Origin of the sequence: Fredinandcohnia onubensis (genome assembly GCF_002734215.1) — a bacterium.
Lineage (GTDB): Bacteria > Bacillota > Bacilli > Bacillales > Bacillaceae_L > Ferdinandcohnia > Ferdinandcohnia onubensis.
The window spans coordinates 152750-169605 of record NZ_NSEB01000006.1 but is presented as its reverse complement, the minus strand read 5'-3'; the positions used below and the strand labels follow the sequence as shown (position 1 = coordinate 169605).

The window sequence follows — 16856 nt, the reverse complement described above, 5'->3', positions numbered from 1 at the left end:
AGCCAATCGCTTTTGAAGGCAAAGTGCGCCTTCTGTCGGCGCTCGACTTATATTTGTCACCGCTCGGCAGGTGCACCTTTCGCTTTTCTTATATAAAGGAGGATATACATACTTATGGTTAAAAAAGGCCGCATCGTGGTGTTTTTTGTATTGGTACTTCTCTTTGGTGCCTTAATCGGAGTAACCGGTACAGATACCGCAAAAAATATTAAATTAGGACTCGATCTTCAAGGTGGTTTTGAAATCCTTTATGAGGTACAACCTGCTAAGAAAGGCGATGTAATTGATAGGGAAGCCTTAGTAAGTACGGTAAATGCCTTAAATAACCGTGTAAACGTACTAGGGGTAAATGAACCAAATATTCAAATTGAAGGTAAGGATCGCATTCGTGTGCAATTAGCGGGTGTTGAAGACCAACAAAAGGTTCGTGACATCCTATCTACACAAGCTAAACTAACCTTCAGAGATGTAAACGATAACGTTTTACTTGACGGCTCCCAATTAGCGCAAAATGGTGCTAGTCAGTCATTCGATCAGATGGGAAAACCAGCCGTTTCTCTAACAGTTAAAAATTCAGATGACCTAAAAAACGCTACACAAAAAGTTCTTGACCAAGCTCCAAACAATTTAATGGTGATTTGGTTGGATTTTGAAGAAGGTGTGGATTCCTTTGAGGCTGAAAGTAAGAAGCCAAATCCAAAGTACCTTTCTGCAGCAACCGTTAATGAAGTATTCAACAGAAAGTCGGTCTCAATAGAAGGAGGCAGCTTTACGGTTGAATCAGCTAAGGAACTTTCTTCATTGTTAAATGCAGGCGCACTTCCTGTTGATTTAGAAGAAATTTATTCCACATCTGTTGGAGCAAAATTTGGTGAACAAGCTTTAGAGAAAACCGTATTCGCAGGGACAATTGGTATTTTCTTAGTGCTATTATTTATGCTTATATTTTACCGATTCCCTGGACTAATTGCTGCAATTACGTTAAGTATATTTGTTTATTTAAACATACTTGTATTTGACTGGATGAATGCGGTACTAACTTTACCAGGTATTGCAGCCTTAATCCTTGGGGTAGGTATGGCCGTTGATGCGAATATTATCACCTACGAGAGAATTAAGGAAGAAATTAAGTCCGGAAAATCTATTTTGTCCGCGTATCGTACAGGAAGTAAAAACTCCTTCCTAACAATATTTGATGCAAATATTACAACTCTTTTAGCAGGTGTTGTCCTATTTATTTTTGGAACAAGTGCTGTAAAAGGCTTTGCAACCATGTTAATCGTGAGTATCTTGCTAAGCTTTCTAACTGCTGTATATGGAAGCAGATTATTACTTGGACTTTGGGTAAATAGCAAATTTTTAAATAAGAAACCAAGCTGGTTTGGTGTTAAACAAAGTGACATTCGAAACTTAGCCGATGCAGATGAGGAAGGGAATTATCCAACTCGATTTGATCGTTTTGATTTTGCGAAACATAAAAATAAATTCTTTATCGCATCTGGTATAATGGTTATCTTGGGAATCGCAATATTGGCAATCTTTAGGCTTAATCTTGGTATTGATTTTGTTGCTGGTACCCGTATGGAGGTACTCGCTGACCATCCAATCTCTCAAGAAGAATTCACAGAAGAACTTAGTAAGCTTGATCTAGAGGCCAAGGAAATCGTGATATCAGGAGATAATAGTGATATTGGTGTTGCTCGTTTTGCCGATGAGCTATCAAAGGATAAAGTAAACGAAGTAAAAGCTCATTTCCATGACCTGTACGGGGCAGACCCTAACGTTAGCACAGTCTCTCCAACAGTTGGAAAAGAATTAGCTAGAAATGCTTTTATCGCAAGCTTAATTGCGATGGCTGGTATTATTATCTATGTTGCATTCCGCTTTGAGTGGTTAATGGGGCTTGCTGCAATTGTTGCGCTTTTCCACGATGCTCTCTTTATGATTGTTATCTTTAGTGTTACACGACTTGAAGTAGATGTAACATTTATCGCTGCTATATTAACCATTATTGGTTACTCTATTAATGATACAATTGTTACGTTCGATAGAATTCGTGAACTTTATAAAAAGAAAAAGCGTGTTAAAACATATGAAGATCTTGCAAGTATTGTAAATAATGGTTTAAGGCAAACATTAGGGCGTTCCGTTAATACGGCTATAACCGTTATCTTCACAAGTGTTGCATTATTATTATTAGGTGGACAGGCTATTACCAATTTCTCTTTCGCCTTAACAATTGGTTTAGTTGCTGGTATGTATTCATCTATCTTCATTGCAGCACAGCTATGGTTAATATGGAAGACAAAGCAAATTACAAAAAAACGTCCAGCACAGTCAGAATCAGAACCGCAGGTATAATATAACAGTAAAAAGTCGTGATTTTTCACGACTTTTTATTTTCTCTATGAATTTGGATACACTAAAAAGCATGCGTATGCGCAAAAGAAAAAAGCGCATTTTGTTCTCAAACTTACATGGGGAGGATGAGGATTTTTTGAAGGAGAACGATCGTTTCAAACAAGCGGAAAAAGCCATTATTATAGGTGTAGTGGGGAATATCATTTTAGCTATTATTAAATGGGTGATTGGGGTACAATCCAATAGTCGTGCGCTTATTGCAGACGCGGTCCATTCGGCTTCAGATGTGGCAGGGTCTGTCGCAGTTTTCGTTGGAGTCCGCGCAGCAAAAAGACCACCAGATGAAGATCATCCATATGGTCATGGTAAAGCCGAGTCTGTTTCGGCCATCATTGTTGCTGTATTACTAGCACTAGTCGGATTTGAAATCGGAAAAGCATCAATTGAGGCATTCTTTAAACCTATCGCTGTTCCAAAGACGATGGCTATTTATGCTGTTCTATTCTCAATCATCATTAAAGAAATCATGTTTCGATATAAATATCTTCTCGGAAAAAAAATTAAGAGCGATGCACTAATCATTAATGCATATGATGACCGTTCTGATGTCTTTGCTTCCATTGCTACGCTTGTGGGGATAGTCGGGGCTATTCTTGGTGGCTATTTAGGAATTGATTGGCTTGTTTATGCCGACCCGGTTGCGGGGTTAGTTGTTGCTGTTTTGATTGTAAAAATGGCCTGGGAATTTGGTACGGAAGCAATACACAATACATTAGATCATGTGTTACATGATGAAGATACAACTGAATTTAGAGAATTGGTTCTGTCCGTTCCGGAGGTAAAAAAAATTACGGAACTTCATGCCCGTGAGCATGGACATTATGTTATTGTAGATTTGAAAATTTCTGTCGACCCCTACATGACTGTTGAGGATGGACACAAGGTTGGGAAGAAGGTAAAGGCAAAACTGATGGAATATGCAGAGGTACATAACGTTTTTATCCATATCAATCCATACTCTGATGATGACTGAAAATTAGAACCTATTATATAAAAAATGTCAATCGTTGTAACAGGCCCAAAGCTTCGATATAATAGTATGGTTAAGGGGTGAAACTTTTGTTACAATCTAAAACTCGTTGGAAAGTAAATGACTACAACCAGACAAACGCAAATCTACTAGTTAAAGAACTTCAAGTTACACCTCTAGTAGCATCCCTACTAGTGAATAGAGGACTTACAACTGTCCAGGAAGCACGTGAATTTTTAGAACCAGATTTACTTGAGTTCCACGATCCATTTTTACTGGACCAAATGGATACGGCTATTGACCGAATTAATACGGCCATTAAAAATGAGGAACAGATTTTAGTTTTTGGTGACTATGATGCGGACGGTGTGAGCAGTACGACCGTAATGGTTACTGCTTTAAAAGAAAAAGGTGCAAATGTTGAATTTTATATTCCAAATCGATTTACGGAAGGTTATGGCCCAAATGAAACAGCTTTTCGTTGGGCAAAATCCGAAGGAATCTCACTTATTATTACTGTAGATACAGGTATTTCTGCGCTTCATGAAGCAGAGGTTGCAAAAGAATTAGGCATTGACTTAATCATTACGGATCACCACGAGGTCGGTCCCGAGTTACCCGTTGCAACAGCGATTATCCATCCGAGAAAGCCGAATAGCCAGTATCCGTTTAAGGAATTGGCAGGAGTTGGGGTTGCTTTTAAAGTAGCTCATGCTTTACGAGGAGAAGTCCCTACGGATTTATTAGATGTAGCTGTTATTGGAACAATTGCCGATTTAGTTCCTTTAACTGGGGAAAATCGACTCCTTGCAAAAAAGGGAATAAGGGCGTTACAAAATACAAAGCGGCCAGGTTTAAGAGCATTATTAAAAAAAGCAAAGATCGAATCCAATGATATATCTGAAGAAACAGTTGGATTTGCAATCGGTCCACGAATAAATGCAGTAGGTCGATTGCAATCTGCAGATCCTGCAGTTGATTTATTATTGACAAACGATTTAGAAGAAGCAGCATATATTGCCGATGAAATCGATGAACTGAACAAAGAAAGGCAGCAATTAGTTAATCAAATGACTCAAGAAGCCATTCAAGAGGTAGAAGGGAATTTTCCACCTTCTTCGAATTCAGTATTAGTCATTGCAAGGGAAGGCTGGAACCCAGGTGTGATTGGGATTGTTGCTTCTAGATTAGTTGACCGCTTCTATCGGCCAACAATTGTCTTAAGCATTGATTCTCAAAAAGGTCTGGCAAAAGGCTCAGCAAGAAGTATTGAAGGCTTTAATCTATATGAAAGTCTATCAACATGTCGTGATATTTTACCGCATTTTGGTGGACATCCAATGGCAGCCGGAATGACACTAAAAGTGGAAGATGTGGCAGACTTAAGAAATCGCCTTAATACAATTGCAAATGAGGTATTAACCCCAGAAGACTTTCAACCTATCACAACTGTAGATGCTGTTTGCAGTATACAGGATGTTTCCATTGAAACAATTCTAGAGTTGAACAAATTAGCACCATTTGGAATGGGTAACCCAAAACCCACTGTGCAAATCAATGATGTTGAAATCAATTCGCTTCGAAGAATTGGGTCTGATCAAAGTCATTTGAAAATTGTTCTTCAGGAAGACCAAATAGCTCTAGATGGAGTTGGCTTTGGATTAGGACATACTGTTGACGGAATCTCACCTTTATCGAAGGTTTCCGTTATCGGAGAATTATCTATTAATGAATGGAATAATAACAGAAAGCCACAAATGATGTTACAGGATATAGCTGTACATGAGTGGCAATTATTTGATATTCGTGGAATGCGTGATTTCTTATCCTACCTTGAAAAAATCAAAGATGATAAACTCAAATTAGTTTCATTTGCTCAGGAAACTGTTCAAAAACTTCGTCTAACTAATCACGACGTAACGGTAATTTCTTCGTTTGAAGAGGCGACAGAGTTACAACTCGAATCAAAGCATGTTGTGCTTCTTGACTTGCCAGAAGAAGATGAAATGATCAAAGTACTATTTGATACTAGTTTTCCAAATCGGATTTACACATTATTTTTTCATGAACAGGATCATTTTTTCAGCACAATCCCGACTCGAGAGCATTTTAAATGGTTTTATGCATTTCTGGCAAAAAAGGGTCCGTTTGATATGAATCGCTATGCGCATGAGTTAGCAAAATATAGAGGATGGTCGACGGAAACAATTGATTTTATGTCACAGGTGTTTTTTGAATTAGATTTTGTTAAAATAGACAATGGATTTATTTCATTATCAAATCAAGCTAAGAAAAGGGATTTGACTGAATCGAAAACATACCAATTAAAAGCAAAACGAATTGAATTGGAAAAGCAATTATTGTATTCATCATATCAACAATTAAAGCAATGGTTTGATGCAATAAATCAAGGTTCGCATTCGCTTGAGGAGGCAATTAAGTAATGGATTTAAAAAAGTATATTGAAATAGTTGACGATTATCCAAAGCCAGGCATTAAATTTAAGGATATTACTCCTTTAATGAATGACGGTGAAGCGTATAAATATGCTACAGACCAAATTGTGAAATATGCTAGGGAAAAAGAAATTGACCTTGTTGTTGGACCAGAGGCTCGTGGCTTTATTATCGGTTGTCCAGTCGCATACTCACATGGTGTAGGCTTTGCTCCTGTTAGAAAAGAAGGAAAACTACCAAGAGATGTGATTAAGGTGGATTATGGTCTTGAGTACGGTAAAGATGTATTAACCATCCATAAAGATGCAATTAAACCAGGCCAACGTGTATTAATCACAGATGACTTACTAGCTACTGGTGGAACAATTGAAGCTACAATTAATCTTGTAGAACAGCTTGGTGGTATTGTTGCAGGAATTGCATTCCTTATCGAACTCACTTACCTAGATGGTCGTGACAAGCTTGAAGGTTATGATGTATTAACACTTATGCAGTATTAAGATATAGATGAAAAGCGCTCAGTTGTGAGTGCTTTTTTTAATAGATTCCTTTCTATAACCCTTAGGTAAAGAATTTTTAGACTTAATAGGCGATATTTATGTTATTTCCCTTTACATCTTTCAAGATTTTCAAGATAATAGAAACAATAATCTTTTTAATTCTATATTTTAAAAATGATTCAAGAGGATATCTTGAATCTTCAATTTATAAAAAGGTGATAAAATCCATGGCAAACGAACAGGTCTTAACTCCTGAGCAAGTGATAGAAAAGGCAAAAAAATATTTGAATAATAACGATCTCGAGTTTATTGAACAAGCTTATAAATTTGCAGAGGTAGCTCATCGGGAGCAGTTTCGCAAATCTGGTGAACCGTACATCATCCACCCCGTTCAAGTGGCAGGTATTTTAGTTGATCTTGAGATGGATCCTTCAACAATCGCGGGTGGTTTTCTACATGATGTAGTGGAAGACACGAATGTAACGCTTCAAGAAATTAGTGATGCATTTACTCCAGAAGTAGCAATGCTTGTCGATGGAGTCACAAAGTTAGGGAAAATTAAATACAAATCTCAGGAAGAACAACAGGCGGAAAATCATCGTAAAATGTTTGTTGCAATGGCTCAGGACATTCGTGTTATTTTAATCAAGCTAGCAGACCGTTTGCACAACATGCGTACGTTAAAGCATCTCCCACCAGAAAAACAGCGTAGAATTTCCAATGAGACGCTTGAAATTTTTGCTCCATTAGCCCATCGTCTTGGGATATCCAAAATTAAATGGGAGCTTGAAGATACAGCCTTACGATATTTAAATCCACAGCAATACTATCGGATTGTCAACCTGATGAAAAAGAAACGAGCGGAACGTGAGGAGTATCTTGAGGAAGTCATTAATGATGTAAAAGAACATGTTGATGAGGTTTCGATCAAAGCTGATATTTCTGGTCGACCAAAACATATTTATAGCATTTATCGGAAAATGGTTCTTCAAAATAAACAATTTAATGAAATTTATGATCTACTTGCCGTTCGAATCGTCGTAAATAGCATTAAAGATTGTTATGCAGTCTTAGGAATCATCCATACTTGTTGGAAGCCAATGCCAGGAAGATTCAAAGATTATATTGCAATGCCTAAGCCAAATATGTATCAATCCTTACACACTACAGTGATTGGTCCGAAGGGTGACCCACTTGAGGTCCAAATTCGAACAGTTGAGATGCACCAAATTGCCGAATTCGGGATTGCAGCGCATTGGGCATATAAAGAAGGTAAACAGGTTAACACACAATCGTCGTTTGAGGAAAAATTAACATGGTTCCGTGAAATTTTAGAGTGGCAAAATGATGCGTCAAATGCCGAAGAATTTATGGAATCCTTAAAAATTGATCTATTTTCTGACATGGTTTTCGTTTTTACACCAAAAGGCGATGTTATAGAATTACCAACTGGTTCTGTTCCAATTGATTTTGCATATCGCATTCACTCGGAAATTGGTAATAAAACGATCGGTGCCAAAATAAATGGAAAAATGGTGACCTTGGATTATCAATTGAAAACAGGGGATATCATTGAGATACTAACCTCGAAGCATTCCTATGGGCCAAGCCAGGACTGGATTAAGCTCGCTCAAACATCCCAAGCGAAAAATAAAATTCGTCAGTTCTTCAAAAAGCAGCGCCGTGAAGAAAATATTGAAAAAGGGAAAGAGCTTGTTGAAAAAGAAATTCGCAATCTAGAATTTGAAGTAAAGGATATTTTAACCCCTGATAATATTAAAAGAGTTGCAGAGAAATTTAATTTTTCAAATGAAGATGATATGTATGCAGCGATTGGGTATAACGGCATTACGGCAGCCCAAATTGCAAATCGTTTGACTGATAAACTAAGAAAGCAGCGAGACCTAGAACAAGTTATCGAAACGGTATCAGAGGTCAAACAAGTATCATCTCGTTCGAAAAGACGTGATTCGGGAGTACAGGTTCAGGGAATTGATAATTTACTAATCCGCCTGTCAAAATGCTGTAATCCAGTACCAGGGGATGAAATTGTTGGATTCATAACAAAAGGTAGAGGTGTATCCGTACATCGCGCAGACTGCCAGAATGTTCATACCGAGGATGCGCAGCAGCGACTAATAGAGGTTGAATGGGAAAGTAATCTAAATGATCGTAAAGAATTTAATGTTGAAATTGAGATTAACGGATTTGATCGTCGTGGATTATTAAATGAGGTTCTTCAAGCTGTAAATGAAACAAAGACGAACATCTCATCTGTTTCTGGAAGATCCGACCGAAATAAAGTAGCTACAATCAATATGTCGATTTCAATACAAAATGTAAGTCATCTTCATAAAGTTGTAGAACGGATTAAGCAAATTCGTGATATTTATTCAGTTCGACGTGTCATGAGTTAGGAGATAAGTTGTCATGAAAGTTGTCGTACAACGTGCAAAAGACGTGCGTGTTATTGTTCAAAATGAAGAAGTCGGAGCCATCAAAAATGGTTTAATGCTTTTAGTCGGAATTACACATTCCGATACATTGGAAGATATTAAATATGTGGCAGACAAGATTGTGAACCTTCGTATTTTTGAAGATGATGAAGGGAAAATGAATCAATCACTGCTTGATGTTAATGGAGATATTCTTTCAGTATCTCAATTTACGTTATACGGGGATTGCCGAAAAGGAAGGCGTCCAAACTTTATGGACGCTGCTAAACCCGAATTTGCGGAACACATGTATGACCTTTTTAATGCGGAAATCCGCGAAAAAGGAGTACATGTTGAAACAGGTTCATTTGGAGCAATGATGGATGTTCAATTCACAAATGTTGGACCAGTTACATTAATTATTGAGAGTAAATAATTAATGCCTCAAAAGCGATTTGCTTTTGAGGCATTTTTGTTAGGATTTTATTTTCCCTTAAAATATTGAGCAAGTCCATAATAGACTCCATTGGAAACATTTTCCTGGAACGTATTTGTGTTAACCGTATATTCTTCAGTCGGATTACTAAGAAATCCTAATTCCAATAGAACAGAAGGGTTACGGTTTTCACGTAACACTTGATAATTACCTAGGCGGTGTTCTCTGTTTTTAAAACCAGTATTCTTGACTAGCTCTGTTTGAATGTTAGAAGCGAGTCCAACATCAATATTTTTATAATAATAGGATGTAACACCACGAACATTTCGGTCATAAATGCTATCATAATGGATACTTACAAAAGCATCGGCACTTCGATAATGTGAAATACTCACTCTAGAGCGAAGACTGACATAATTATCGCTATTGCGTGTCAGAACTACATTTGCACCTGATGCACTTAATTTATCAAAGACTAGTCTTGCTGTACGTAAATTTAGAGTTTTCTCATAAGTACCACTTACTCCTATAGCTCCACTATCATTCCCGCCATGACCAGGATCAATCACAATGGTTTTTCCCTTTAAATATTGATTAACACCAGGTCGTTCTACAATTTGATCTGTTCCACTAACAGAAACAAGCCAACCGGCAACATATCCAATTTTATTCCCCGAAAGGTTGATTTTATACCAGTCACCTTCCTTTGCTACCATTGCAAACGAATCGCCTTCATTCGCTCGCGCAACTACTGAAGTTGAAGTAGACGAGCCAGAACGAATATTTGTCCCGTTGTAAAGGATCTTTACAGTTGATTCTGCTTTGTTTGGGGTTTCACTTGGTGTATCCATCTGAACGTCAAGATACCAACTAGCAACCCATCCTTTACTACCATTTGGCAAGGTAATATGGCTCCAATTATTTACTTCTTCTTGAATAGTGACTTTATTTCCCTGCTTCAAACTGCCAATAACTCTCCCAGAAAGGGAGCCACTATCTCGTACATTTAAGCTAGAAGCGGTAACTTTACCGATTTTTCCTTGATTTGTCGGACTTTGCGGTGGTGCAGCAGGTTGAGATGGTTTTTCTTCTGTTGAAGAAATGCCTGCTACAAAATCTCTATGTATCCAACCAGAGCTACTGCCGAATTTAATTTCTAACCAACTTTCTCTTTCATTTGTAATCGTAACAGTAGCATTTTGTTTTAACTTTCCTACAATTCTTCCTTGCAAATTAGGTTTATCGCGTACATTTAAGATTGAAGCAGTAACAGTTGCTGTTTTCTTAGATGTGCCAGAATTTGAATTTGGTGTTGAATTTGTAGGACCAGATGTTTGCTTCGTTGTTAAAAATTGTGAGGAAACCCAGCCAATATTTCCTTTATACGATATTTTTGACCAATTATCATTTGCTTCAATAAACCCAGCTTCATTTCCCTTGTTTAACGACCCGATTACTTGGAAGCCTGTTCCTGGACCGCTGCGAAATCTAAGCCCATCTACAGTTGAAACAACGGTGGACGAAGTACCGGTTTGGGTAGGATTAGTCTGTGTTTCTTTAATAAGCCAAGAAGCAACCCATCCTGTTTTTCCAGCAGAAAGCTGTAGCTTAACCCAATCATTTTTTCTTTCGATTATTGTGAATTTCTCTCCTTGTTTGACCTGTGCAGTCCTTGAATAGGAGAGTCCAGGGCCATCTCTCACGTTAAGTACAGTGGTGTCAATAATTGCGATTTGTTCAGCTTTTGTAAGATTTCCCGGGTTGGTTGTAACTGAAAAAATAATCGCGAGTAGGAACGCTAGTCCTATTTTTAAAATCTTGTGTAACACGTAAAAGCCTCCTTGAGTAAAAAGCATAGCTTTATAAAGATTCGCTAAAAATAAAAAAATTCCTGTTTAAAAGAAATAAATTCTTAAAAAAGGGAATGATACGTAATATCTTACCACGAAAAAGGGGCGAAAAGGATGAGATTTAGCGAAAAGAGTAACAATGTTCAAAATACTGGAGGAAATCTTTTCGGGGTTGATTTCCACGATTTTATTCAGAAGGAACAATCATCAACCTATGTGGAATTAGCAAGTGAATTTGGTGTTTCAGTTAAAGACGTACGGAACTTAAAAAAGCAATTACATCGTTCCTAAATAACCTTTTTGTTCTAAAAAAAATAAAAAAATCGATTCATAAACTTGACATGAACCGAGTTCATACGTATGATAATATAAAATTCTACAAAAAATATGATAATCTGAACCAGTGATGGGGAAAAGTAAATAAGACTACACATGAATAGAGAGGGAATGTCATAGGCTGCAAGCATTCCTACATGATGACTTATTGAACGAACACCTCTTAGGTTTCTCTCTGAAAAAGCAATTTGCTCTATTAGGAGTTGAACGTTTCAGGCGTTAACTGATCGAGTGAAAACTTCTAAACGACCAACTATTGTTGAGTTTATCGAAGTTTTAACTAGGGTGGCACCACGGGAACTATAAGCTCTCGTCCCTACAAGAAATTGTAGGGATGGGAGCTTTTTTGTTTTGTTTGTTATCCCAGATGTGTAAATACATATCTTTTCTTTGAGTAAGGAGGAGTAAATAAATGGTTAATATCCCTAGAGGAACGCAAGACATCCTTCCAGGTAATGTGGAAAAATGGCAATATATCGAGGAGATGGCTCGAGATATATGCAAAAGATTTAATTATAAGGAAATACGGACACCAATATTTGAACATACAGAACTTTTCTTACGAAGTGTAGGGGAAACCACTGACATCGTGACAAAAGAAATGTACACCTTTGAAGATCGTGGGGAACGAAGTCTAACCCTTCGACCTGAAGGCACTGCAGCTGTTGTTCGCTCATATGTAGAAAACAAAATGTTTGGTAACCCATCACAACCAACTAAGCTTTATTACTGCGGCCCTATGTTCCGTTATGAACGACCACAAGCAGGTCGGTTCCGTCAGTTTGTCCAATTTGGAGTTGAGGCATTAGGAAGCAATGATGCAAGTATCGATGCAGAAGTGATCGCCCTTGCGATGGAAATCTACAAATCATTGGGATTGAAAAAGCTAAAACTAGTCATTAATAGCCTTGGTGATAAATCTAGTAGAAGTGCACACCGCGATGCCCTAATCGCACATTTTTCACCTAGAATTGAAGAGTTTTGCTCAGACTGTAATTCTAGACTTGAGAAAAATCCAATGCGTATCCTAGATTGTAAAAAGGACAGGGACCATGAATTAATGCACACGGCACCATCGATTTTGGAATATTTGAATGACGAATCAAGTGAATATTTCAATAAGGTAAAGTCCTACTTAACCGATTTAGAAATTGATTTCGAAGTTGATTCCGGACTTGTAAGAGGGTTGGATTACTATAACCACACTGCATTTGAGATCATGAGTGATGCAGAGGGATTTGGAGCCATTACGACACTTTGTGGTGGAGGACGCTACAATGGTTTAGTGGAAAGCCTCGGTGGGCCAGAAACGCCGGGTATCGGTTTTGCTTTAAGTATTGAAAGACTTTTGGCCGCTCTGAATGCAGAAGGTATTGAACTACCAGTTGAAGAGAGAGTTGATTGCTATGTTGCTGCAATCGGTGAGGCAGCGTCAGCTAAATCTGTGTTCCTCGTTAATGAACTTAGAAAAGCTGGATTAGTTGCAGAAAAGGACTATTTAAATAAAAAAGTAAAAGGCCAATTCAAAGCAGCTGACAGATTACAAGCTAAATTTGTCGCTATTTTAGGCGATGAAGAATTGGAAAGAAAAGTTATTAACGTGAAGAACATGGAGTCTGGTCATCAAGAAGAAATCCAACTTGAGCAATTTATATCATATATACTTGAAAAAAGTCATTAGGAGTGGGAAACATGTCTGGAAGAACGTATTATTGTGGTGAAATAACCGAACAAGCAATTGGCGAAAAAGTAACACTAAAGGGCTGGGTGCAAAGACGCAGAGACCTAGGTGGACTTATTTTTATTGACCTAAGAGACAGAAGTGGAATTGTTCAAATCGTATTCAACCCTGAAGAATCTAAGGATGCATTAGAAATTGCTGAAACGGTTAGAAATGAATATGTACTAAGTGTAGAAGGTATCGTTGTAGCTCGTGATGAAGCAACAATAAACAACAATATCACAACTGGAAAAATCGAAATCAAGGTTTCTGATATTAATATCATAAATGAAGCAAAAACACCTCCATTTATGATTGAAGATCGTACAGAGGTTTCAGAAGATTTACGTTTGAAATATCGTTATTTGGACCTTCGTAGACCGGCTATGTTTGAAACGTTCCAAATGCGTCACAATGTTACAAAATCCATTCGCGAGTATCTAGATGGCGAGGGATTCTTAGATATCGAAACACCTATTTTAACAAAAAGTACACCAGAGGGTGCCCGTGATTATCTTGTACCAAGCCGTGTCCACCCAGGTGAGTTTTACGCACTTCCACAATCACCACAAATTTTTAAACAACTATTGATGGTGGGTGGATTTGATCGTTATTACCAGATTGCACGTTGTTTTAGAGACGAAGACTTACGTGCAGACAGACAGCCGGAATTTACACAAATCGATATTGAAACTTCTTTCATGAGTCAAGAGGACATCATTGCTATGACAGAGCAAATGATGAAGAAATTAATGAAGGACGTAAAAGGAATGGACATTGAACTTCCATTGCCACGATTAACGTATGAAGATGCAATGAACCGTTACGGCTCAGACAAACCTGATACGCGCTTTGAAATGGAATTAATTAATCTTTCTGAAGTTGTGAAGGATAGCGGATTTAAAGTGTTCAGCAATGCAGTAGCGACTGGTGGGCAGGTAAAAGCAATCAATGCAAAAGGTGCTGCAGATAAATATACTCGTAAAGACATTGACGGGCTTACTGAATATGTAAATCGTTACGGTGCAAAAGGGCTTGCATGGTTAAAGGTTGAAGAAGATGAGTTAAAAGGTCCAATCGCAAAGTTCTTTGATGCAGAAGAGCAAAAAGCATTAAGAGCAGTATTAGAGGCTACAGCGGGAGACTTGCTATTCTTTGTAGCAGATAAACCAAATGTAGTTGCAGATGCACTTGGAGCACTACGCTTAAAACTTGGAAAAGAGCTTGATTTAATCGATGCATCTAAGTTTAATTTCCTTTGGGTAACAGACTGGCCACTTTTAGAATATGATGAGGAAGATGGTCGTTATTATGCAGCTCACCATCCATTTACGATGCCAGCTAGAGAGGATATTGAGCTTCTAGAAAGCAAGCCATGGGAAGTCAAGGCACAGGCATATGACCTTGTATTAAATGGGTATGAATTAGGTGGAGGTTCACTCCGTATTTTCGAACGTGATATCCAAGAAAAAATGTTCAATGTTTTAGGATTTACAGATGAGGAAGCAAGAGAACAGTTCGGGTTCCTTTTAGAAGCATTTGAATATGGTACACCACCACATGGTGGTATTGCACTAGGTTTAGACCGACTAGTGATGCTTCTAGCAGGTAGAACAAACTTACGTGATACCATTGCATTCCCTAAAACTGCAAGTGCAAGTGATCTTTTAACAGACGCTCCTGGTGAAGTTAGCAAAGCGCAATTAAATGACTTGTATTTGTCGTTAAATGTTCGAAAATAGCGAACAAAACCCTTTTTGGTCAACTTGTAAAGACGAATTTCGTGTGTTAATATGTTCATAAAGTTAGAAGTCCTGATGTGTTTGTCGTATAACCTATTGTTTTGACCGAACAATAGATTATACGGGAGCCCGGAGTTTTCGTACTTGCGTAAATGCCTCATCTTTACTTGAAAAGAGGACTTACAAAAGTAGAAACAGGGTGCCCACCTGCGGTGAGCGGGTTCAAAACTAAGGCATCGACGACACGATTGGGACTTCTAAGGATACTTATACAAGACAACTCCCTGTTTACATTGTGTAAACAGGGGTTTTTTAATGTTTTTATGTTTTAAATACATAAATTCACATAGAAATACTTGAAATGTGTCGAAAGTATGTTATATTCTAGTTCTGGTAAAAATAAAAAAATATGACTTTGAATTTGATACCCAATGGAGTTGAAGATATGTTACACCAATTTTCACGTAATGAACTAGCAGTAGGCAAGCGCGGGGTAGATATCCTTAAAGACAGTACAGTAGCTGTCCTAGGAGTGGGTGGCGTTGGTTCTTTCTCAGTAGAGGCGCTAGCACGCTCTGGTGTTGGACGTTTAATCCTCGTTGATAAGGACAATGTGGATATTACAAATATTAACCGTCAGTTACCTGCTTTACTTTCTACAATTGGTCAGTCAAAAGTTGACGTAATGAAGGAACGTATTGCAGATATTAATCCTGAATGTGAAGTAATCGCGCTTAAAATGTTTTATACAGAAGAAACGTATGAAGAGTTTTTTAGCTATAACCTAGACTTTGTTGTTGATGCATCAGATACGATTATGTATAAAATTCATCTTATGAAGGAATGTTTGCAACGTAATATTCCAATCATCTCAAGCATGGGTGCAGCAAATAAGATGGATCCAACTCGTTTTATGATTGCAGATATTTCAAAAACTCATACCGATCCAATTGCGAAGGTTATTCGTACAAAACTAAGAAAAGAAGGAATTCGCAAAGGGATTCCTGTTGTATTCTCAGATGAAAGCCCAATCGTTATTCGTGAAGATGTTCGTAAGGAAATCACCGATGAGAATGCTAAAATCCGTAAAGCAAAAATGCCTCCATCCTCAAATGCGTTTGTACCATCCGCGTGTGGACTAATAATGGCAAGCTATGTTGTTCGTGAATTGCTAAAGGACATCAAAATAACTAGAGTTAAGGACCAATAAAAAAACGTGGCCTCGTTGGCCACGTTTTATTTATTTTGCTAATTGCTCAAGATTCCCGTTCTTATCCATTCGAAATGTCGGGGAGTTACGGTCCTCTGTATCTTCAAACATCACTAAGCGTCTTGCACGGTCCATAATTTGTACAAGTGCTTGGTAGTCTTCTTGAATGATAGTCTGTTGGTCAGATAACTTATCAAGTCTCTTCTCAAGCTCTTTAGTTTGCTGCTTCAATGTTTCATTTTCACGACGTAAACGATTATTCTCCATCTCCAACTGATTCGAAAGAAGATCATTATGACGTAATGAAGATAAGAATGAAATACAATCTTCAAGCTTGATTGAATTAGTAATTGAATTTGATGAAGGGATTAATTCTGCAGAAACCTCTTCGATATAAACAGGCACAGGTGTTTCTTCTACAAATGAATCCTGATTTACTGTTTTTTCTAGAGTTGTTCCTTTATCCTTGTTCATTCTTTCTAATGCTCGTTTTCTTTCTTTACGTTGCTTTTTTGCAATAGCAATTGCTTGTTCATAATTATTACGAACTTCCGCATTCCATCTAAACCCACATGCCGCTGAAGTACGGTTTAATTTATCGCCTACTTCGTCAAAAGCAGCCAATTGAGTTCCGCCCTCACGTATGTAGCGTAATACTGTTTCAGCTAATAATAGATCATCTTCATGTGACCATGCGTCTTGTCTTACTTTCATTTAACCAACTCCCAATTACTTAAAATAATAGATTTTTTCTTTATATCTAGCATGACCACGTTGTAT

At 37.8% G+C, this 16856-nt stretch carries 12 protein-coding genes, 1 other RNA gene and 1 other annotated feature; of the genes, 11 read left to right on the top strand and 2 right to left on the bottom strand.

Annotated features, from left to right (window positions below; genetic code table 11):
* Window positions 1–114 precede the first annotated feature (114 nt).
* From secDF to dtd, 6 genes are all read left to right on the top strand, one after another.
* Window positions 115–2361 (top strand): protein translocase subunit SecDF, encoded by a 2247-nt coding sequence (secDF, locus tag CKK03_RS07720; protein WP_099362032.1) that lies wholly within the window; start codon window positions 115–117, stop codon window positions 2359–2361.
* A gap of 136 nt (window positions 2362–2497) precedes the next feature.
* On the top strand, window positions 2498–3394 hold the full coding sequence (locus tag CKK03_RS07715) for a cation diffusion facilitator family transporter (protein ID WP_099362031.1): 897 nt from the start codon (window positions 2498–2500) through the stop codon (window positions 3392–3394).
* A gap of 86 nt (window positions 3395–3480) precedes the next feature.
* Window positions 3481–5835, top strand: coding sequence for a single-stranded-DNA-specific exonuclease RecJ (gene recJ / locus CKK03_RS07710; RefSeq protein ID WP_099362030.1), 2355 nt, complete (start codon window positions 3481–3483; stop codon window positions 5833–5835).
* A complete protein-coding gene (locus tag CKK03_RS07705; RefSeq protein WP_099362029.1) occupies window positions 5835–6347 on the top strand; it encodes an adenine phosphoribosyltransferase in 513 nt (170 codons plus the stop codon). The genes recJ and CKK03_RS07705 overlap by 1 nt, the downstream gene beginning before the upstream one ends.
* 227 nt (window positions 6348–6574) lie before the next feature.
* A complete protein-coding gene (locus CKK03_RS07700; protein ID WP_099362028.1) occupies window positions 6575–8764 on the top strand; it encodes a RelA/SpoT family protein in 2190 nt (729 codons plus the stop codon).
* Window positions 8765–8777: 13 nt separating this feature from the next.
* On the top strand, window positions 8778–9218 hold the full coding sequence (gene dtd, locus CKK03_RS07695) for a D-aminoacyl-tRNA deacylase (RefSeq protein ID WP_099362027.1): 441 nt from the start codon (window positions 8778–8780) through the stop codon (window positions 9216–9218).
* 47 nt (window positions 9219–9265) lie between these two features.
* Here dtd and CKK03_RS07690 read toward each other — a convergent pair whose 3' ends face one another.
* The gene (locus tag CKK03_RS07690) at window positions 9266–11047 is read right to left on the bottom strand and encodes an N-acetylmuramoyl-L-alanine amidase family protein (RefSeq protein ID WP_180271194.1); all 1782 of its coding nucleotides are present in this window, start codon (window positions 11045–11047) and stop codon (window positions 9266–9268) included.
* Window positions 11048–11182: 135 nt separating this feature from the next.
* Between CKK03_RS07690 and CKK03_RS23655 the strand changes: the two genes are divergently transcribed.
* The 5 genes from CKK03_RS23655 (at window position 11183) to CKK03_RS07670 (ending at window position 16076) form a co-directional block, all read left to right on the top strand.
* Entirely contained in the window at window positions 11183–11359 is a 177-nt protein-coding gene (locus tag CKK03_RS23655) for a hypothetical protein (RefSeq protein ID WP_010678249.1), read from the top strand.
* Window positions 11360–11462: 103 nt separating this feature from the next.
* Window positions 11463–11725 (top strand) — a binding site (T-box leader).
* 91 nt (window positions 11726–11816) lie between these two features.
* Complete coding sequence (hisS, locus tag CKK03_RS07685; protein WP_099362025.1) at window positions 11817–13085, top strand: histidine--tRNA ligase; 1269 nt, start codon at window positions 11817–11819, stop codon at window positions 13083–13085.
* An 11-nt stretch (window positions 13086–13096) separates the two neighbouring features.
* Window positions 13097–14866: an aspartate--tRNA ligase gene (gene aspS, locus CKK03_RS07680; RefSeq protein WP_099362024.1), complete on the top strand. Its 1770-nt coding sequence runs from the start codon at window positions 13097–13099 to the stop codon at window positions 14864–14866.
* 66 nt (window positions 14867–14932) lie between these two features.
* Window positions 14933–15125, top strand: a non-coding RNA gene (gene ssrS / locus CKK03_RS07675) — 6S RNA.
* Between the two features lie 186 nt (window positions 15126–15311).
* Window positions 15312–16076 (top strand): tRNA threonylcarbamoyladenosine dehydratase, encoded by a 765-nt coding sequence (locus CKK03_RS07670; protein WP_099362023.1) that lies wholly within the window; start codon window positions 15312–15314, stop codon window positions 16074–16076.
* A 30-nt stretch (window positions 16077–16106) separates the two neighbouring features.
* Here the strand turns inward: CKK03_RS07670 and CKK03_RS07665 are convergent, their stop codons facing one another.
* Complete coding sequence (locus CKK03_RS07665) at window positions 16107–16790, bottom strand: RsfA family transcriptional regulator (protein ID WP_099362022.1); 684 nt, start codon at window positions 16788–16790, stop codon at window positions 16107–16109.
* Between the last annotated feature and the right edge of the window lie 66 nt (window positions 16791–16856).

Coding starts and splice junctions, on each gene's coding strand:
- CKK03_RS07665 (WP_099362022.1), bottom strand. CDS start 16,790: ATGAAAGTAAGACAAGACGCATGGTCACATGAAGATGATCTATTATTA.
- secDF (WP_099362032.1), top strand. CDS start 115: ATGGTTAAAAAAGGCCGCATCGTGGTGTTTTTTGTATTGGTACTTCTC.
- hisS (WP_099362025.1), top strand. CDS start 11,817: ATGGTTAATATCCCTAGAGGAACGCAAGACATCCTTCCAGGTAATGTG.
- dtd (WP_099362027.1), top strand. CDS start 8,778: ATGAAAGTTGTCGTACAACGTGCAAAAGACGTGCGTGTTATTGTTCAA.
- CKK03_RS07705 (WP_099362029.1), top strand. CDS start 5,835: ATGGATTTAAAAAAGTATATTGAAATAGTTGACGATTATCCAAAGCCA.
- CKK03_RS23655 (WP_010678249.1), top strand. CDS start 11,183: ATGAGATTTAGCGAAAAGAGTAACAATGTTCAAAATACTGGAGGAAAT.
- CKK03_RS07670 (WP_099362023.1), top strand. CDS start 15,312: ATGTTACACCAATTTTCACGTAATGAACTAGCAGTAGGCAAGCGCGGG.
- aspS (WP_099362024.1), top strand. CDS start 13,097: ATGTCTGGAAGAACGTATTATTGTGGTGAAATAACCGAACAAGCAATT.
- CKK03_RS07700 (WP_099362028.1), top strand. CDS start 6,575: ATGGCAAACGAACAGGTCTTAACTCCTGAGCAAGTGATAGAAAAGGCA.